The 19554-nt window shown below is 58.1% G+C and carries 15 protein-coding genes; 6 read left to right on the top strand and 9 right to left on the bottom strand.

What is annotated here, in order from left to right; translation table 11 throughout:
- Nucleotides 1–3 precede the first annotated feature (3 nt).
- Nucleotides 4–1302 (top strand): mechanosensitive ion channel family protein, encoded by a 1299-nt coding sequence (locus GYN01_RS21885; protein ID WP_048366340.1) that lies wholly within the window; start codon nucleotides 4–6, stop codon nucleotides 1300–1302.
- A gap of 58 nt (nucleotides 1303–1360) precedes the next feature.
- On the opposite strand, the gene GYN01_RS21880 is transcribed toward GYN01_RS21885, so the two are convergent.
- The 3 genes from GYN01_RS21880 to GYN01_RS21870 all read right to left on the bottom strand — a co-directional run bounded on the left by GYN01_RS21880 (nucleotide 1361) and on the right by GYN01_RS21870 (nucleotide 3639).
- On the bottom strand, nucleotides 1361–1924 hold the full coding sequence (locus GYN01_RS21880; protein WP_048366341.1) for an RBBP9/YdeN family alpha/beta hydrolase: 564 nt from the start codon (nucleotides 1922–1924) through the stop codon (nucleotides 1361–1363).
- 38 nt (nucleotides 1925–1962) lie between these two features.
- On the bottom strand, nucleotides 1963–2823 hold the full coding sequence (locus tag GYN01_RS21875; protein WP_203307786.1) for a carboxylate/amino acid/amine transporter: 861 nt from the start codon (nucleotides 2821–2823) through the stop codon (nucleotides 1963–1965).
- Between the two features lie 216 nt (nucleotides 2824–3039).
- Nucleotides 3040–3639: an FMN-dependent NADH-azoreductase gene (locus GYN01_RS21870; RefSeq protein ID WP_203307785.1), complete on the bottom strand. Its 600-nt coding sequence runs from the start codon at nucleotides 3637–3639 to the stop codon at nucleotides 3040–3042.
- 226 nt (nucleotides 3640–3865) lie between these two features.
- On the opposite strand from GYN01_RS21870, the gene GYN01_RS21865 reads away from it, so the two are divergent.
- The 3 genes from GYN01_RS21865 (at nucleotide 3866) to GYN01_RS21855 (ending at nucleotide 7407) form a co-directional block, all read left to right on the top strand.
- Nucleotides 3866–4789, top strand: a complete 924-nt coding sequence (locus GYN01_RS21865; protein WP_203307784.1) for a PA3225 family LysR-type transcriptional regulator — start codon at nucleotides 3866–3868, stop codon at nucleotides 4787–4789.
- A 113-nt stretch (nucleotides 4790–4902) separates the two neighbouring features.
- Entirely contained in the window at nucleotides 4903–5472 is a 570-nt protein-coding gene (locus GYN01_RS21860) for a peptidylprolyl isomerase (RefSeq protein WP_048366345.1), read from the top strand.
- 102 nt (nucleotides 5473–5574) lie between these two features.
- Nucleotides 5575–7407: an ABC transporter ATP-binding protein gene (locus GYN01_RS21855; protein ID WP_203307783.1), complete on the top strand. Its 1833-nt coding sequence runs from the start codon at nucleotides 5575–5577 to the stop codon at nucleotides 7405–7407.
- Nucleotides 7408–7599: 192 nt separating this feature from the next.
- On the opposite strand, the gene GYN01_RS21850 is transcribed toward GYN01_RS21855, so the two are convergent.
- On the bottom strand, nucleotides 7600–8724 hold the full coding sequence (locus tag GYN01_RS21850; RefSeq protein ID WP_048402545.1) for a GNAT family N-acetyltransferase: 1125 nt from the start codon (nucleotides 8722–8724) through the stop codon (nucleotides 7600–7602).
- Nucleotides 8725–8982: 258 nt separating this feature from the next.
- Between GYN01_RS21850 and GYN01_RS21845 the strand changes: the two genes are divergently transcribed.
- On the top strand, nucleotides 8983–10275 hold the full coding sequence (locus GYN01_RS21845) for a putative porin (protein ID WP_048366349.1): 1293 nt from the start codon (nucleotides 8983–8985) through the stop codon (nucleotides 10273–10275).
- Between the two features lie 62 nt (nucleotides 10276–10337).
- On the opposite strand, the gene GYN01_RS21840 is transcribed toward GYN01_RS21845, so the two are convergent.
- The 5 genes from GYN01_RS21840 to aceK form a co-directional block, all read right to left on the bottom strand.
- A complete protein-coding gene (locus tag GYN01_RS21840; protein ID WP_048366350.1) occupies nucleotides 10338–10577 on the bottom strand; it encodes an anti-sigma factor family protein in 240 nt (79 codons plus the stop codon).
- Nucleotides 10571–11173: an RNA polymerase sigma factor gene (locus GYN01_RS21835; protein ID WP_048366351.1), complete on the bottom strand. Its 603-nt coding sequence runs from the start codon at nucleotides 11171–11173 to the stop codon at nucleotides 10571–10573. Before GYN01_RS21835 ends, GYN01_RS21840 begins: the two co-directional genes overlap by 7 nt.
- 84 nt (nucleotides 11174–11257) lie before the next feature.
- The gene (locus tag GYN01_RS21830; protein WP_048366352.1) at nucleotides 11258–12379 is read right to left on the bottom strand and encodes a beta-ketoacyl-ACP synthase III; all 1122 of its coding nucleotides are present in this window, start codon (nucleotides 12377–12379) and stop codon (nucleotides 11258–11260) included.
- Between the two features lie 218 nt (nucleotides 12380–12597).
- The gene (hrpA, locus tag GYN01_RS21825; RefSeq protein ID WP_203307782.1) at nucleotides 12598–16509 is read right to left on the bottom strand and encodes an ATP-dependent RNA helicase HrpA; all 3912 of its coding nucleotides are present in this window, start codon (nucleotides 16507–16509) and stop codon (nucleotides 12598–12600) included.
- Between the two features lie 273 nt (nucleotides 16510–16782).
- On the bottom strand, nucleotides 16783–18492 hold the full coding sequence (gene aceK, locus GYN01_RS21820; protein WP_203307781.1) for a bifunctional isocitrate dehydrogenase kinase/phosphatase: 1710 nt from the start codon (nucleotides 18490–18492) through the stop codon (nucleotides 16783–16785).
- Nucleotides 18493–18630: 138 nt separating this feature from the next.
- Between aceK and GYN01_RS21815 the strand changes: the two genes are divergently transcribed.
- Nucleotides 18631–19524, top strand: a complete 894-nt coding sequence (locus tag GYN01_RS21815; RefSeq protein WP_048366354.1) for a DMT family transporter — start codon at nucleotides 18631–18633, stop codon at nucleotides 19522–19524.
- Nucleotides 19525–19554: the final 30 nt, after the last annotated feature.

Below are 19554 nucleotides of genomic sequence, written 5' to 3'. Positions count from 1 at the left end.
CTTATGGATATTCAACAACTCTGGGTTCAATTCCAGACGCTTTGGGCCCACCTCGACGAGCACCCTTGGCTATCTGCGCTACTGGGCCTGATCGTATTGGTGGGCATCGCGCTGATCGCGGGCCACGTTGCACGCATCATCGTTTTGCGCGTGACCAAGATGTTGGGCCGCCAACCGGCGCTGCACTGGATCAACGATTTACGCGAACACAAGGTGTTCCATCGTCTGGCGCAATTGACACCTTCGTTGATGGTGCAATTTGGGCGCAACCTGGTGCCGGACATGAGCGACAACGGTCGCCACTTCCTCGGCAACCTGGCGCTGGCGATTACGATTTTCGTCCTGACGCGGGTGATCAGCGCGTTGCTGGACGCCATGCTCGACATCTACTCGCGCACCAATTACGCCAAAACCCGGCCGATCAAAGGCTACGTACAGCTGACCAAAATGCTGCTGTATGTGTTTTCGGCCATCATCATCGTCGCCACCTTGATCGACCGCTCACCCATGCTGCTGCTCTCGGGTCTGGGCGCGATGTCGGCGGTTATTTTGTTGGTCTACAAAGACACCTTGCTGTCGTTCGTGGCCAGCGTGCAATTGACCAGTAACGACCTGCTGCGTGTAGGGGACTGGATCGAAATGCCGCAGGTGGGCGCCGATGGCGATGTCATCGACATCACCCTGCACACGGTCAAGGTGCAGAACTTCGACAAGACCATCGTCTCGATTCCGACCTGGCGCCTGATGTCCGAGTCGTTCAAAAACTGGCGCGGCATGCAGCAGTCCGGTGGACGCCGAATCAAGCGCAGCCTGTTTATCGATGCCGCTGAAATCGGTTTTTTAACAGATGAGCAAGAACAGCGCTTGGAGCAAGTGCGCTTGCTCAGGGATTATCTGACGCGCAAAAAGGCCGAGCTCAAAAGCTGGAACGAGGCCCAGGGCAACGTCGCCGCCATGTCCGCCAACCGTCGACGCATGACCAACATCGGTACTTTTCGCGCCTATGCGCTGGCCTACCTGAAAAGCCATGCTGAGATTCAGCCGAACATGACCTGCATGGTGCGTCAGATGCAAACCACCGCCCAAGGCGTGCCGCTGGAGGTGTACTGCTTCACCCGCACCACGGTGTGGGATGAGTACGAGCAGATCCAGGGCGATATTTTTGACTATTTGCTGTCAGTGATGCCTGAGTTCGGCCTGAGCGTGTATCAACAGCCAAGCGGCAATGATTTGCGCAACGGCTTGTTGAATAAGCTTCAAACTCCGCTAGTGATTGCGCCAGCGGCAAACGCTGACGATTGAGAAGCTGAATGCCAGGGTCTTGGAGCGCATGCGTGCAAGACCCTGACATCCACCGGCATTACGCCTGTTTGAACTGCTGATCGCCCGTCAATTTAAATAACAGGTCAATGCCCTGCGGCCACTTGCCATAGCCACGCTCACCATTGATATGCCCTGCATTGGGTAGATGCACCAAGGTGCTGCCCCAGGCATCACTGAACATTTTGGCGCGCTCGACGCTGACATAAGGGTCGTCAGTGCTTGCCACGGTGATCGATTCAAACGGCAGTAAATTCAGTGGCATCGGTGTAAAACCGTGAGTGCCGCCGGGATAACTGTCGGCTTCGGTATCACTGGGCGCGACCAACAAAGCCCCTCGCACCATCTTTTGTGCAATGTCTGGATACTCATGCGCCCAGCGGGCGATCAAGGTACACGCCAGGCTGTGGGCCACCAACGCGACAGGTCGCTCGCTGGCAGTGACCTTTTCATGCAAGCGTTGCACCCAGTCTGCACAGGTCGGCGTCTGCCAATCGGTCTGTTTAACGCGTTTGAACCCGCTAAAACGCTGCTCCCACTGCGATTGCCAATGATCGGGATCTGAATCAAAAAGCCCCGGCAATATCAACACTCTGACGGTCATCCCTGCTCTCCTGTGGATGCTGGATAGGTCCCAAGACCTTAGCTCGTCACGGCCTTGCGGTCGAGGCGACTGATCCAAACAGCGAGCAGAATCACCAGCCCGCCCAAAAACAAACGGCCCAACGGTTCATGCTGGTTCCAGATCAGCAGGTTCAGCAGCAAGCCGACCGGCACGTGCAGGTTGTTCATCACCGCCAGCGTGCCGCCACTGACCAGGCACGCGCCTTTGTTCCACCAGTACATGCCGAGTGCCGTTGACACCAGCCCCAAAAATACCAGCACCCCCCACTGCAACGGTGCGTCCGGTAAAAAGTGCGCTTTGCCAAACAGCAAAAATGCAGGCAACACCACGGCCAGCGCGCCCAGATAGAAGTAACCAAAACGCCGGTAATGCGGCAGATCGCTGGGGTAACGCGCCACCAGATGCTTGTACATCACCTGGCCAGCAGCGTAGGTAAAGTTGGCCAATTGCAGCAACAGGAAGCCTTTGAAGAAGTCCGGGCTGATGCTGTCAAAACGAATCACCGCTGCCCCGCTGACAGCCACCAGTGCCGCCACCAACGCCCACGGATTGAAGCGCCGATTGAGCGCATCCTCAATCAACGTCACGTGCAGCGGCGTCAAAATGGTGAACAGCAATACTTCTGGCACCGTGAGCACGCGAAAGCTCAGATAAAGGCACACGTAAGTGATGCCGAACTGCAAAGCACCGATCAGCAACATGCCGCGCATAAAACCGGGTTCGACCTTGCGCCAGCGCGTCAACGGGATAAACACCAGACCCGCCAGCACCACCCGTACCAGCACCGCAAAGTAACTGTCGACGTGGCCTGCCAGATACTCGCCAATCAGGCTGAAGGAAAACGCCTGTATCAGCGTGACAATCAACAAATAACCCATAAATGTTTCGCCTGCTGCCCAACGGAATGTGCGCGACCTTAGCGGTTTTCGTTGTGCAACGAAATGCCGGGCAAAAAAAACCCGATCTGGCACAGAGGCTGATCGGGTTGGAGCACTCAGGAGCAAAGTGCAAAGGGAGGTTCGATGCGCGAACCGCATGCTTGAAGGAGCAATGAAACGATTAAGCCTGTCGCCGATTATCTGTCGATTAACAACTCATGCCACTTGTGAAAGCCGGGACTTGGCTAGGTTCAATCCTTTTTCCTGAAAGTCACCGCCCAGGTTCATACCCTCGGCGTGGATAAACGTCACATCGTGAATACCGATAAACGCCATCACCTGACGCAAATACGGTTCTTGATGGTCCGCGGTGCTACCCGCATAGATACCGCCACGGGCGGTCAGCACGTAAGCTTTCTTGCCGATGAGCAAACCTTGCGGCCCGGTTTCGGTGTATTTGAAGGTCACCCCGGCGCGCAGCACGTGGTCCAGCCAGGCTTTGAGCGTGCTGGGAATGGCGAAGTTGTACATCGGCGCGGCCATCACCAGCACATCCGCCGCCAGCAATTCATCGGTCAATTCGTTTGAACGCTGCAAGGACGTTTGCTCTGCCTCGCTGCGTTGATCTTCAGGTTTCATCCAGCCGCCCAGCAAATGAGCATCCAGATGCGGCACCGGATTGAGCGCCACATCGCGCACCGTCATCTGGTCCTCAGGATGAGCGGCTTGCCATTGGCTGATGAACTGGCGGGTCAATTGACGGGAAAACGAATCGTGTTGGCGGGCGCTGCTTTCAATGATCAGGACACGGGACATGAGAGGTAGGCTCCATCTTTAAATGCTGTAAGGCGATGGAGTGAAGACTAAACAGCATTGGTTCGATGAAAAAGCGCAAATACCTGCTACAACCTATCTATTAAGTTGTTTATTAAAACACCTGCTGATGCGACTATTTGGCCCGTTTCTCGTCGCCGCGCATAACACCTGACGCAGCCTTCGGTAGCGACTGCGCATTAATCCAATCATCTTTGAGGCATTCATCGTGAAAGCGCCCCGCGTGACCCTTGATCAATGGCGCACCCTGCAAGCGGTGGTCGACCACGGCGGCTTTGCCCAGGCCGCCGAGGTGCTGCACCGCTCGCAATCGTCCGTCAGTTATACCGTGGCCCGCATGCAGGATCAGCTCGGGGTGCCACTGCTGCGCATCGACGGCCGCAAAGCGGTGCTCACCGAGGCGGGCGGCGTATTGCTGCGCCGCTCGCGGCAGCTGGTCAAACAAGCCAGCCAGCTCGAAGACCTCGCCCACCACATGGAGCAAGGCTGGGAAGCGGAAGTTCGCCTGGTAGTGGACGCCGCCTACCCCAACGCACGGCTGGTTCGCGCGCTGACCGCATTTATGCCGCAAAGCCGCGGCTGCCGGGTGCGCCTGCGTGAAGAAGTGCTGTCCGGCGTAGAGGAAGTCCTGCTCGAGGGGGTCGCTGACCTGGCCATCAGCAGCTTCAATATTCCAGGCTATCTGGGCACTGAGTTGAGTGCGGTAGAGTTTGTCGCCGTGGCTCACCCGGACCATCCGCTGCACCGTCTGCAACGTGAACTGCAATTTCAGGACCTTGAAAGCCAGCTGCAAGTGGTGATCCGCGATTCGGGGCGCCAGCAACCACGCGACATGGGCTGGCTGGGCGCCGAACAACGCTGGACCGTTGGCAGCCTGGCCACCGCTGCCGCCTTTGTTGGCAGTGGCCTGGGTTTTGCCTGGCTGCCTCGGCACATGATTGAACGCGAAATACACGAAGGCCTGCTCAAGCCTTTGCCGCTCCATCAGGGCGGCAACCGCCACCCGGTGTTTTTCCTGTACAGCAACAAGGACAAACCGCTGGGGCCTGCCACCCAAATACTTGTCGAGTTGTTACGCACCTTTGATACAGCGCCGCTGGACGCAGCGTTTGCTGCGCCACTGCAAGCGTGAACAGCGGTGGGCAGGAACCGGATTCGCGCATATCCTGTCCAACGATCGCTACACCTCGCCCCATTGCCTGCGTGACATAGACCCGTCACCCCACTTTTCAGGATTACTGAACCATGCTTAAAAAGATTGCCCTCGCCGCTGGTGCCCTGCTGTTTGCTGCCAACCTGATGGCTGCCACGCCTGCACCGACCAAGGCGCCGCATGTACTGCTGAACACCAGCTTCGGGGAAATTGAAATCGAACTGGACCCGGTAAAAGCACCGATCAGCAGCAAGAACTTTCTGGAATACGTCGACAGCGGTTTCTACACCAACACCATTTTCCACCGGGTAATCCCGGGCTTCATGGTGCAAGGTGGCGGTTTCACGGCTCAAATGACACAAAAAGACACCAAAGACCCGATCAAAAACGAAGCCAGCAACGGCCTGCATAACGTGCGTGGCTCCTTGTCGATGGCCCGTACCAGCAACCCGAACTCTGCCACTAGCCAATTTTTCATCAACGTGGCTGACAACGCCTTCCTTGATCCGGGCCGTGATGCCGGTTACGCCGTGTTCGCCAAAGTGGTGAAAGGCATGGACGTTGTCGATCAAATCGTTAACTCGCAGACCACCACCAAGCAAGGCATGCAAAATGTGCCCATTGACCCGGTTCTGATCAAGTCCGCCAAACGCGTGGACTGATGGATTGAGTCTTGCAGGGAGCGCTGACCGGTAAAAACTACGCCATCGGGTGCTACCGGCCACACCACTAAAGGAGAGCCCGCACAGCGGGCGTCAGTGACCATGCTCTACCGTCGTTTCGAACAACTGATCGATATTTTCCGCAAGCCTCCCACCGATGCACCGCCCTCTACCGTGTGGGCGTTTTACCTCTATTACCTGCGCCAGGTATGGCCGATTTTTGCCGCACTGCTCGTGGTGGGGCTGGTCGCGGCCCTGGTTGAAGTCGCGCTGTTCAGCTACCTGAGCACCTTGATCGACCTGGCACAGGGCACGCCCAACACTGACTTTTTCAGCCTCCACAAGGGTGAACTGATCTGGATGGCCGTCGTGGCCTTGATCATTCGCCCGGTGTTCTTTGGCCTGCATGATTTATTGGTGCACCAGACCCTCAGCCCGAGCATGACCAGCCTGATCCGCTGGCAGAATCACAACTATGTGCTTAAGCAAAGCCTGAACTTCTTCCAGAACGATTTTGCCGGGCGCATTGCGCAACGCATCATGCAAACCGGCAACTCGTTACGCGACTCAGCGGTGCAAGCGGTGGACGCGCTATGGCACGTGTTGATCTATGCCATCAGCTCGCTGGTGCTGTTCGCCGAAGCCGACTGGCGCCTCATGCTGCCGCTGCTGACCTGGATCGTGCTTTATATCGGTGCACTGTATTACTTTGTGCCCAAGGTCAAGGAACGCTCGGTGGTGTCCTCCGAAGCGCGCTCTAAACTGATGGGCCGCATCGTCGACGGCTACACCAACATCACCACCCTCAAGTTGTTTGCCCACACTCACTTTGAGCAACAGTACGCCCGCGAAGCCATCATCGAACAAACCGAAAAAACCCGACTGGCCAGCCGTGTCGTCACCAGCATGGACGTCACCATCACCAGCATGAACGGTCTGTTGATTGTCAGCACCAGCGGCCTGGCCCTGTGGCTGTGGAGCCAATCGTTGATCAGCGTGGGAGCCATTGCGCTGGCCACGGGCCTGGTGATCCGCATCGTCAACATGTCCGGCTGGATCATGTGGGTGGTCAACGGCATCTTCGAAAACATCGGCATGGTCCAAGACGGGCTGCAAACCATTGCCCAGCCTGTGGCGGTGACTGACCGCGAAAATGCCCCGCGCCTGAACGTGACCCGGGGCCAGGTGCGCTTCGAACACGTGGACTTCCACTACGGCAAGCGCAGCGGCATCATCAGCGACCTGAACCTGGTGATCAAACCGGGCGAAAAAATCGGTTTGATCGGCCCCTCAGGCGCAGGCAAATCGACACTGGTCAACTTGCTACTACGCCTGTACGACCTCCAAGGCGGGCGCATCCTGATTGACGGTCAGAATATTGCCGAAGTGACGCAGGAAAGCCTGCGCGAGCAAATCGGCATGATTACCCAGGACACCTCGCTGCTGCACCGTTCGATTCGCGACAACTTGCTGTACGGCAAACCGGATGCCACCGACGAACAATTATGGGCTGCCGTGCATAAAGCCCGCGCCGACGAATTCATCCCGCTGCTGTCCGACGCTCAAGGCCGAACCGGCTTTGATGCCCATGTGGGTGAGCGCGGGGTCAAATTGTCGGGTGGCCAGCGCCAGCGCATCGCCATCGCCCGCGTGCTGCTCAAGAACGCGCCGATTCTGATCATGGACGAAGCCACTTCGGCATTGGACTCTGAAGTGGAAGCAGCGATTCAAGAGAGCCTTGAAACCCTGATGCAGGGCAAAACCGTGATCGCCATCGCTCACCGCCTGTCGACCATCGCGCGCATGGACCGCTTGGTGGTGCTGGAAAAAGGTCAGATCGCCGAAAGCGGCACGCATGCCGAACTGCTCGCCCAGGGCGGTTTGTATGCACGCCTCTGGCAACACCAAACGGGTGGATTTGTCGGGATCGATTAAGCCAGAACAATAGCCTGCCGAACTGGCAGGCTATTCCTACAACGTGAGTCGGCCGATTATCAGCCCCCCCTCCCCGCGCTGCCTTTTCGCTCGACCTACTCAACGGCTGCCGAATTGATGGCCAACCGAAGGGATCTGTCGCACTGCGAAAAACGAAATGACGCACCTGCCTGATTTGAGGGTGTGCACGGCTCAGCCTTGCCGATAGGGCAAGGCTGAACGTGCTTCCTGAGCATATGCCAACACACCTTCACGCTCACGCCGTAAAAAATCACTGACTGCCGCTTTCAATCCCGCGTGGCGCAGGTAATGCCATGAATGGGTAATCACCGGTTCAAAGCCACGAATCAACTTGTGCTCGCCCTGTGCTCCCGCATCAAAGCGCTGAATACCCTGTGCGATGGCGTAATCCATGCCCTGGTAGAAACACGTTTCAAAGTGCAACCGGTCGAACTCAGCCAGGCAGCCCCAGTAACGCCCGTACAAACTGTCGCCCCCCACCAGGCTGAAGGCCATCGCCACCGGCTGGTTGACTTGCTTGGCCATCACCACACGAATGGCCGCTGGCATGCGCTCGGCCAGCAGACTGAAAAACGCGCGGGTCAAATACGGGGTGCGTCGGCGTATGGCGTAGGTATTGGCATAGCAGGCGTAGACGAAGTCCCACTGTGCTTCGCTGACCTGATGGCCTTCGAGCCATTCAAACTCAAACCCCTGCCCCGCCACTTGCTCACGCTCTTTGCGCATCTGCTTGCGCTTGCGTGAGCTGAGCGTATCGAGAAAGTCCTGAAAGTCGCGGTAATCACGATTTTGCCAATGAAACTGGCAGCCCAGCCGCTGTAACCAGCCCGGTTGCTGTGCCAACGCGTTATCGGCCAACGGGTCGGTGAAGTTGATGTGCGCACTGGACAACCCCTCGACCTCCAGATAACCGGGCAATGCCGCCAGCAGCGCGAACCCGTCTTCGGCACGGGCCGCCAGCAAGCGCGGGCCACTGACCGGGCTAAATGGCACGGCCGTCAAAAGCTTGGGGTAGTAGTCAATGCCCGCACGCTCGCAAGCATCCGCCCACTCGTGATCAAACACGTATTCGCCATAAGAGTGCCATTTGCGATAACTGGGCAACGCCGCTTGCAGCTGCCCATTTTCGTAATGCAGCAAATGCTCGGGCTGCCAACCTGAATGCGGCCCAAGGCTGGCGCTGTCTTCCAGGGCACTGAGAAAGGCATGACGCAGAAACGGTTGCGAGGCAGGCACCAGCGCATCCCATTCCTGAGCGCTAATAGCCGACAGGCTGTCCAGACGATGTAACGGCATTGAAAAACCTCAGCACGCGGCGTAAGGCCGCGATGGTACCACCCCGCCAGCGACGATGACGCTGTCACAGACTTGCTATCACTTTGCCACTTTTCTGTCATATCCAGCCGCGATACTGACGCCGCTTCTTAGATCGCGGGGTTATGAGTGGTCATCGGCCCACACGCCGAAAGTCCACCCGCACCGCTTCAATTCAGAGCCCATAAAGGGCCGTTTTTCCTGGGGTGGCTAGGGCCATCTCACCACTGGGAGATTCATATGCGTCTTGTATCTACACGGGTTGCGGCGGGACTGTGTGGCGGCTTGGCTATAGCCATGAGCATTCCGGCCAGCGCCGGGGTCGATGCCAAACTGCTGGAAATGCTCAAGGCCAACGGCTCCATTTCGCCAGCTCAATACGCTGAATTGCAAACCGAACTCACCAGTGAAAAACAGGCCCAGCAAGAAGCTGCCGCCAATCAGGTGAAGAAGTCTGATCTGAGCGCCTTCGAACAAAAAGTGGCCTGGGCGGCCAAGACTGAATTCAAGGGCGACGTACGCGTGCGTCAGGAAACAGTCAAAATCGATGGCGAATCTGACGGCAAAAACAAGGACCGTCAGCGCATTCGCGCTCGTTTGGGTGCCTACACCGAAATCAACCCGCAAGTGAACACCGGTATTCGCATTGCCACGGGCGGCGGCGACGATGCGCGCTCCACCAACCAGGACCTGGACAACTACTTCGACAAGAAGCAGCTGTGGCTGGATCAGGCCTACATCGACTACCACCCCACGGCGATTAATAACCTGCACCTGATTGGCGGCAAGATGCCACAACCGTGGGTCAGCACCGGCGATGTGATCTGGGACAGCGACATCAACCCCGAAGGTCTGGCCGCCACCTACAAACACAACCTGGGCAACAGCGGCGTCGAGATGTTCGGTAGCGCGGGTTATTACACCCTCAAGGACAACGTCGACGGCGAAGGCGTGCAATTTCGCAATGACCTGAGCATGTACGCCGGCCAGTTGGGTGCACGTTTCGCGCCGACCGACAGCTTGAAAGTGACGCTGGGCGGCAGTGTTTACGGCTACAAAAACGACGAAGACAGCAAGTGCCCCACCACCGGCACCAAAACCACCCCGTGTGCACTGGCGGTCAACGGCAACAGCACCGACGAGTTCCGTCTGTACGAAGGCTTTGGCCAGGTCGATATTGCCAACCTGCCGTTGCCACTGTCGCTGTATGGCCAATACGTGCATAACGCCGAGACCGACAGCGATCAGGACGATGCGTGGCTGGTGGGCTTCAAAAGCAAGTACAACGCCTTCAGCCTGGACTACAACTACCGCGATATTCAGCGTAACGCCGTGGTCGGTGCCTTCACTGACTCTGACTTCGCGAACGGCACCACCGGTTCTCGCGGCCACAAGGTCAAACTGGGCTACGAGATCGACAAGAACTTCGGGGTTGGCGTGACGTACTTCCTGACCAAAGCCGACTACGCCACCACCACCCAGAAAGATGCCAACACCAATACCTTGCAACTGGACGTTGAAGCCAAGTTCTAACGGCACCTGGGCTTAAGAGAATGCGTCGTCGATCCCCACATCCGTCGACGACGTTTTTTCTTTTAGCTTTCACTCGAGCGCGAGCGCTCACGCATCATGCGCTCAACCGTACTGTCCAGGTCGGCCGGTGGCGTCTCGGGCAGCTTTTTCAACGTCGCCCCCAGCAAGCGCATGTGTTTGATGAACCGACGGCAGTTGGGACAAAACAACAAGTGATGACGCACCAACAACCGTTCACGAAACGTCAACTGACCATCCAGATAATCGCTTGAGCGGGCTACTTGCTGTTTGCAGGTCAACATTCACCGGTTTCCTCGAAATGCTCCACGGTCGCGAAGACTTTAAGTCGGGCTCTGTGCACGAGCACCCGAACATTAGAGAGCGATATCTCCAGAAGATTACAAATCTGCTCCAGCTCCAGCCCTTGACGCTCACGCAACACCAGCACGCTGCTTTGCAGCTGCGGCAAGCTCAACAATGTGTGCTCCAGGCAGTCACGCAATTCGTCTTCGGTGAGCAGGGCTTCAGGTGTGTCCTGATGCCAGGCGAAAGGCGCCAGCAACCAATGGCCATCACTGGAGAAGCGCTCATCATCGATCGTGCCGTGGGGCGATGGCAGGTCGTCGAGCAGCACTTCGCGGCGATTTTGTTTATAGCGGTTTTTCGCACAGTTGGCCGTGATGGTCAGCAGCCAGGTTTTCAGGCTTGAGCGGCCCTCAAACCCGGCCAGGTTGCGCACCACCGACAACCACGCATCTTGCACGGCTTCATCGGCGTGCCGATTGCCGACAATCGCGTACGCCACGGCACGCATCGGGCTTTGATAGGTACTGACCAGCTCGCGAAAGGCCCGCTCATCACCGGCCAGCAAGCGGGTTAATAATTGAGTGTCTGCCATTGGGTCTCACAGCGGTTGAAGTGGCGGGCGCAGGCGACGAACCTGAAGCTCGCAGCCTGCGCCCGTGACGACACCATCAAGGGATCAACGCTTGCGCAAAATCACGCTACCAATGGAGTAGCCTGCGCCGAATGAACTGAGGATCGCCAGTGCACCGCTTGGCAAGTCGTCCTGATAAGTGTGGAACGCGATGACTGAACCCGCCGAGCTGGTGTTGGCGTAGGTGTCGAGAATCACCGGGGCTTCTTCAACCGACGCTTCGCGACCCAACAGGCGCTTGACGATCAGGTGGTTCATGCTCAGGTTGGCCTGGTGCAGCCAGAAGCGCTTCACATCCGCTACGTTCAGTTGGTTTTCTTCAAGGTGCTGACCGATCAACTCGGCCACCATCGGGCACACCTCACGGAATACTTTGCGCCCCTCCTGTACGAACAGTCGGTCCGGGCTGTCCGCCGGCTCGTCTGAGGCACGGTTAAGAAAGCCAAAGTTGTTACGGATGCTGTTGGAGAACGTGGTCAGCAGCTTGGTGCTGACAATATCGAACTGATGCGCGGAGGTCGCCAGGTCGGCACGCTCGACGATCACGGCGGTCGCCGCATCACCAAAGATAAAGTGGCTGTCACGGTCACGGAAATTCAAGTGGCCGGTGCACACTTCCGGGCTTACCAGCAGCACGGCCCGGGCCTGACCCAGTTGCACGCTGTTGCTGGCGGTCTGAAGGCCAAAAGTGGCCGATGAACAGGCCACGTTCATGTCAAAGCCGAAACCTTGGATGCCCAGCGCCTGTTGCACTTCAATAGCAATGGCCGGGTATGGGCGCTGCAAGTTGGAGCAGGCGACGATGACGCCGTCGATATCGGCAGCGGTTTTACCCGCACGTTCCAGCGCCTGTCGGGCGGCGCCGACAGCCATTTCGCACAACACAGACATCTCGTCATTGGAGCGCTCTGGCAAATGCGGGCGCATGCGTTGCGGATCAAGAATGCCGTCCTTGTTCATCACAAAGCGGCTTTTGATACCGGAAGCTTTTTCGATAAAAGCGGCGCTGGACTCGGCCAGAGGCTCGATCTCGCCGGCCTCGATGGCGCCAGCGTTCTCGGCATTGAACTGTTGCACATAGGTATTGAAAGACTGCACCAGCTCTTCGTTGGAGATGCTGTTGGCCGGGGTGTACAGGCCGGTGCCGCTGATGACGACGTTATGCACGGTCGTTCCTCTGTTCTGATCAAGCAGAAAATACTGGCACCTTAGTGCCAAGTCATAAAAAGACTTACCCCAGCACATGAGGGGTAAATGCCTTGGATCAAATTTGTGTCTGGACTTTATAGCCGCGAAGTTTGCCATAAAAGGCAACATTTGGCGTTATGTGAGCAACAACCCCCTCACCCTGGCCCTCTCCCGCCGGGAGAGGGGTGGGGTGAGGGTCAGGCCTCAACCCCACTCCATTGCTTGCTCAAGCGCTTGTCAGAAATCGGCACTTTGGTGCCCAACTGCTGACCGAACAACGACACGCGGTACTCCTCCAGCCACCAGCGGTACAGTTCCAATTGCGGGTCGCGCTTGCCTTCCTGGGCATGCTTGGAGGCGCGCGCCTGGTACTGCGCCCATAACCCACTCAATTCAACGCTCCACACCCGGTCTTTCTGCACCTGACCCGGCAGTTTTTCCAGTCGTAACTCAATCGCCTTCAAATACCGCGGCAACTCCTTGAGCCACACCGCCGGCGTCTCGCGCACAAAGCCTGGGTACACCAAGTGGCTCAGTTGCTGCTTGATGTCATTCAAGGCCACTGCTTGCGCCAGATCAATCTTGCCCTTGAAGCGCTTTTGCAGGCCGTGCCACAGCTTGAGAATGTCCAGCGTCAGTTTGGCCAGTTTCTCGGCGTGCTCAGTCCAGCCTGCGCGTTTGCGCTCGGCCAACGAAGCCAGCCCGGCGCCATCGCGCGGCAACACCGCCTCGCCTTCAAGGATGCAGCTGTCGAGACTGGCCAGCAGAATGTCTTCTACCAGGCTTTCGACCCGGCCCAGCTCGCGGTACAGCAACCCCAACTCGGTCAGCCCCGGCAACTTGCCGCGCAGGAACTTGGCCGGCTCGGCCAGTTGCTGCATCAGCAAACGTTGTAAAGCGCGGCGGTGCTGATATTCGGCCTCAGCCGGCGTCGAAAAGCGCCCTTCCTTGACCGTGTTGCCCTCTTCCACCAACGCCGGGTACACCGTCATCGACAGCCCGGCGATCTTTTGTTGGGTTTTCTCGGCCACCGGGGCAAACACTTTGGCTTCAACCGGCTGCTGGTTTTTGGCCGTTTGCGGCACTGCCAGCGCCGCCTGACTGGCCTGCGCAAAGCGTGCCGTCAGTTCAGCCAGATCACGGCCTTCTCCGAGGAATTTGCCATCAGCGTCCACCACTTCGATGTTCATCTTCAGGTGGTTTTCGACTTGCTGCGCGGCCTCTGTCCACGCCTCGTCACTGACCCGTGCACCGGTCATGCGCAACAATTCGCGACCCAAGGTTTGCGGCAACGACCCCTGCGCAAACGCCATCCGCTCCAGAGCGGCTTTGACGAAGTCCGGCACCGGGACAAAGTTTTTGCGCAACGCTTTGGGCAAACTGCGCACCAAGGCGATGCACTTGGCCTCGATCATGCCGGGCACCAGCCATTCCAGACGCTCCGGCGGTAACACCGGAAGCAACGGCGCGGGCACTTTGACGGTCACGCCATCGCGCGGGTGATTGGGTTCAAAGTGATAGCTCAACGCCAGGGTCAAATCCCCCAGATGCAAGGTGTCAGGGTAATGCCGGGCAGTGATTTCGGTGGCTTCGCGGGCCAGCACGTCTTCTTCGCGCATGATCAGCAGTTGCGGGTCTTTCTGGCTGTTGACCCGGTACCAGCTGTCAAACGTTGCGGTCTGATGAATCTCGGCCGGTAAGCGCGCATCGTAAAACGCATACAGGGTTTCTTCGTCTGCCAGGATGTCCCGACGACGGGCCTTGGCCTCCAATTCGTCGAGTTGCTCCAGCAGTTGAGCGTTGGCGGTCAGGCACTTGGCTCGCGACAGAATCTCGCCGCGCACCAACCCTTCGCGGATGAACAACTCGCGTGACATCACCGGGTCGATCGGCCCGTAATGCACGGCACGGCGCCCGACCACAATCAGCCCGAACAAGGTGATTTGCTCGTAAGCCACCACTTGCCCGCGCTTTTTCTCCCAATGCGGCTCGAAGAAGTTCTTTTTCACCAGATGCCCCGCCAGCGGCTCGATCCAGTCCGGCTCGATCTTGGCCACCATGCGCGCATAGAGTTTGGTGGTTTCTACCAGCTCGGCGGTCATCAGCCATTGCGGGCGCTTTTTGCCCAGCCCGGATGAGGGGTGAATCCAGAACCTGCGCTGGCGCGCGCCCAGATAATCACCGTCTTCGGTCTTTTGTCCGATCTGGCTGAGCAAGCCGGACAACACCGCTTTGTGCAGCTTCGGATAATCTGCCGGCTCTTTATTGACCGTCAGTTGCAGGTCGCGGCAGATCAGGCTCAGCTGACGATGGGAATCACGCCATTCGCGCAGGCGCAGGTAGTTCAAGAAGTTCTTGCGGCACCAGTTGCGCAGCGGGCTGGCGGTCAGTGCCTGACGCTGCTCTTCAAAGCCGCGCCATACGTTGATCAGCGCAGCGAAGTCCGAGTCCACGTCTTTCCATTGCGCATGGGCCTGATCGGCCGCTTGCTGGCGCTCGGGTGGACGTTCACGCGGGTCTTGCACCGACATCGCACTGGCCACGATCAACACTTCCTGCAAGCTGCCCAGTTTGGCCGCTTCGAGCAACATGCGGCCCATGCGCGGGTCGACCGGCAAGCGCGCCAGTTGTCGGCCCAACGGGGTCAGCTGGTTCTCGCGGTTAACCGCCGACAGCTCTTGCAACAGATTGAAACCATCGGTGATGGCCTTGCCGTCCGGTGGCTCGATGAACGGGAACGCGGTGATCTCGCCCAGCCGCAAATGCAGCATTTGCAGGATCACGGCCGCCAGGTTGGTGCGCAGAATCTCGGGGTCGGTAAATTCGGGCCGTGCGTTGAAGTCTTCTTCGGCGTACAAGCGCACGCAAATACCCGGCTCAACCCGGCCGCAACGACCTTTACGCTGATTGGCGCTGGCCTGTGAAATGGCTTCGATCGGCAGGCGCTGCACTTTGGCGCGATAGCTGTAACGACTGATGCGCGCCGTGCCGCTGTCGATCACATAGCGGATACCCGGCACCGTGAGCGAGGTTTCCGCAACGTTGGTTGCCAGCACCACGCGCCGCCCAGGGTGCGACTGAAAAATTCGCTGCTGCTCGGCCGGGGACAGTCGCGCATATAAAGGCAGGATTTCGGTGTGCTTGAGTTGTGCCTTGCGCAGCATGTCGGCGGCATCGCGGATCTCACGCTCACCGGGCAAAAACACCAGTACATCGCCAGGGCTTTTGCGCTCATGGCGTTCGTGCGCGGCAATCTCATCCAGCGTGGCAATGATCGCCTGATCGACGCTCAAGTCTTCTTCGACACTGTTGCCCTCCTCGTCCTGCTCGCTGGTCAGCGGGCGGTACCAGGTGTCTACCGGGTACGTTCGGCCCGAGACCTCGACAATCGGCGCATCGTTGAAATGCTTGGAGAAGCGCTCAAGGTCGATGGTGGCCGAGGTGATGATGACTTTCAGGTCGGGGCGACGCGGCAGCAGGATTTTCAGATAACCCAGCAAAAAGTCGATGTTCAGGCTGCGTTCGTGTGCTTCGTCGACGATGATCGTGTCGTAGCGTTCCAGGTAACGGTCGTGCTGGGTTTCGGCCAGCAAAATACCGTCGGTCATCAGCTTGACCAAGGTATTGGAATCGCTTTGATCCTCGAACCGCACTTGATAGCCGACCAGTGCGCCCAGCGGTGTACCCAACTCTTCTGCTACGCGGCTGGCCACGCTGCGCGCTGCAATGCGCCGCGGCTGTGTGTGACCAATCAGGCCATGCTGACCACGACCGATTTCGAGGCAGATTTTCGGCAACTGAGTGGTTTTACCCGAACCGGTCTCACCCGCCAGAATCAGCACCTGATGCTTGAGCAGCGCGGCCTTGATCTCATCGCGCTTGGCGGCAATGGGCAAGTTTTCGTCATAGCGAATCAGCGGCACACTGGCGGCCCGCGCCGTCACCTGCGCGCACGACGCCTCAACCCGCGCCACCCAGGCCGCCAGCTTGGCGTCGTCCGGTTTTTTGCGCAGCTCATGCAACTGCCGACGCAGCTTATGGCGGTCGGCAATCATGGCGTGATCGAGGTGTTTCAGCAGCGTGTCGATAGCAGGCGATTCGTCAGTCATCAGGTGCGCAAAAGTCTTGGTAAAGGCAGGGGGCGGATTGTCGCAGATTTGGGGGCTGTTGCACGAATCTGTGGCCACTCGGCCGTTGATGAGGCGCAGTCGACAGATGACCGGGTGCAAGATGACGACCACTTATCGGCTCTAATACGGCATTTGAGCGGCAGACGGGTTTTCATTTTTAATCGACATACACTCACACCTCACTCATTGAGAGCACAACGATATAACAGGTGTGAAGCTCGAAAAGCTCAAGACCTAAATATTCAACACTGACTAACCTCGGCGCCGATAAGGAAACACATCAATCACCTTGCCCTCGGCAATAGCCGCTTGCAGGCTTTTCCAGTAATCGGCGTCGTAGATTTCACCGTGCAGCTCATCGAACAAGCGGCGCTGACCGGCGTCGGCAAACAGGAAGGGCGGGAATTCTTCCGGGAACACGTCCAGCGGGCCAATCGAGTACCACGGTTCGCTGGCCATCTCGTCTTCCGGGGTGCGCGGCTGCGGGATGTGGCGAAAGTTGGCTTCGGTCAAAAAGCAGATTTCGTCGTAGTCGTAGAACACCACGCGGCCGTGGCGGGTGACGCCGAAGTTTTTCAACAGCATGTCACCGGGAAAAATATTGGCCGCGGCCAGTTGCTTGATCGCCAGCCCATAGTCATCAAGGGCTTCACGCGTTTGCGCCGCACTGGCGTTTTCCAGGTAGAGGTTGAGCGGGGTCATGCGCCGCTCGGTCCAGCAGTGACGAATCAGTACGCTGTCGTCGTCGAGCACCACGGTTGAAGGCGCAACCGCCAGCAGTTCGGCCAGGCACTCAGGTTCGAACTTGCTCAGCGGAAAGCGAAAATCGGCGAACTCCTGGGTATCGGCCATACGCCCGACCCGGTCGACACTTTTCACCAGCCGGTATTTCTCAATCACCGTGGCCCGGCTGACATTTTTCGACGGCGAAAAGCGGTCTTTGATCAGTTTGAATACCGTATTGAAGCCCGGCAGGGTGAATACGGTCATGACCATGCCGCGCACACCGGGGGCCATGACAAAGCGGTCATCGGTGGTGGCCAGGTGATTGATCAGGGCACGGTAGAACTCGGATTTACCGTGTTTGTAAAAACCGATCGAGGTGTAAAGTTCGGCAATGTGCTTACCGGGCAGGATGCGTTTGAGAAAGCCGATAAACTCCGCAGGCACCGGCACATCGACCATGAAGTAGGAGCGGGTAAACGAGAAAATGATCGACACCTGTGCCTCGTCGGTGATCAAGGCATCAATCTGAATGCCCTGGCCTTCGCGGTGCAAAAACGGGATCACCAGCGGCCACTGCTCATCGTGGGTGTACAGCCGCCCCACCAGGTACGCGCCCTTGTTGCGATACAACACCGAACCAAACAACTCGATGGCCAGTTCCGGGTCTTTGCACACCCAGTCGGGCAGGTTGTCGCGCAGTTCGGCTTCCAGTCGTCGCAGGTCACCCGGCAAGTCGGCGTAGGCCTCCCTGAAGGCGTAGTCGGTAAAGATCTGCGCGAGGGTGTCGCTTAATTGCCCGGCCGGGCGATAGAGGCGGGTTTGCGCGGCCCGCGCCTGGCGCAAGGCCGGGCGCGTGGTGTGAATGAACATGCAGTCATCGCTGATCAGGTCATGACTGAACAGGCTGCAAAAGGTCGAGTTGTACCAGGTCTCGGCCAACTCATCGTCAAAGCGCAGGTCAATCAGGCGGATGTAAGCGCCTTTAACGAGCGGCCAATGGCGGGCCTCAAACAAGCCTTGCCCGGCATACGTCGACTGCAACCGCTGGCTGACTTCACTGACCTTTTGTTCGTAGAGGTTGATGCGCGCCGCTGAGGCCGCCTGCGCGTCTTGCCACAACGCGCCTTCAAAACGGGTGCGCGCACCGTCGGTGATCCGAAGGAAGTGTTCCCGGTAGTCGTCAAAACCTTCCAGAATCATCTTTGCAATGGCAGCAGCAGGCCAGGACTGGGGCATGGGTGAACCTCGGTACGCACAGCGTTGATTATGTTGTTATGCGCCTGAGCTTAGTGGCCAATTGTAACCAGACGCAACCATTGCCTTGCGCGCTGCATCCCCTACACTGCCCCGCTCAAACCTTGTAAGGAAACAACCGTGAGACTTGTCGATATCGCGCGCATGCTGTCGCTGGCAGGCATTTGGGGCGCCAGCTTTTTGTTTATGCGAATCATCGCGCCGGTCCTCGGCTCCATCCCTACGGCGTTCTTTCGTGTCTCCATCGCAGCGACGGGGCTGCTGGTGATACTGGCGTTGATGCGGGTCCGCTGGAACTTCGGCGGCAAGTTCAAGGTGGTATTGATCCTGGGGGTGATTAACTCCGGGATACCGGCCACGCTCTACTCGGTGGCCGCTCAAGTATTGCCGGCGGGTTATTCGGCCATTTTCAATGCCACCACACCGCTGATGGGTGTGTTGATTGGCGGGCTGTTTTTTAGCGAAAAACTCACCCTGACCAAAATGGCCGGGGTGTTTCTGGGCTTGCTCGGGGTCGGGGTGCTGACCCGTGCGGGGCCGGTGGCGTTTGATATGGATTTGCTGATGGGTGCCCTCGCCTGCTTGCTGGCCACCACGTGCTACGGCTTCGCAGGCTTTTTGGCGCGTCGCTGGCTGGATCAGCAAGGCGGGCTTGATCCGCGTCTTTCTGCGCTGGGCAGCATGCTCGGCGCTACGCTGTTCCTGCTACCGCTGTTTGGCATCAGCCTGATCAACCAACCACCCGCCAGTTGGGGCGGTATCAGTGTGTGGCTCTCGCTGCTGGGGCTTGGCCTGTTGTGCACAGCTTTTGCCTACATTCTGTACTTCCGTTTACTGACCAGCATTGGCCCGGTCAAATCCATGACCGTGACCTTTATGATCCCGCCGTTTGGCGTGTTATGGGGCGCATTGTTTCTGGATGAGCCGTTGTCGATGGCGCACATTTATGGCGGCGTACTGATTGCCCTGGCGTTATGGCTGGTGCTCAAGCCAGGGGCCATCGCCAAAGCCTGATGCAAGGCGCGAGCACGCTCGCGCCTTGTC

It is taken from the genome of Pseudomonas weihenstephanensis (assembly GCF_016812185.1).
Classification (GTDB): Bacteria; Pseudomonadota; Gammaproteobacteria; order Pseudomonadales; family Pseudomonadaceae; genus Aquipseudomonas; species Aquipseudomonas weihenstephanensis.
The sequence above is the reverse complement of the archived record's forward strand: the minus strand, read 5'-3'. Positions and strand labels throughout refer to the sequence as shown.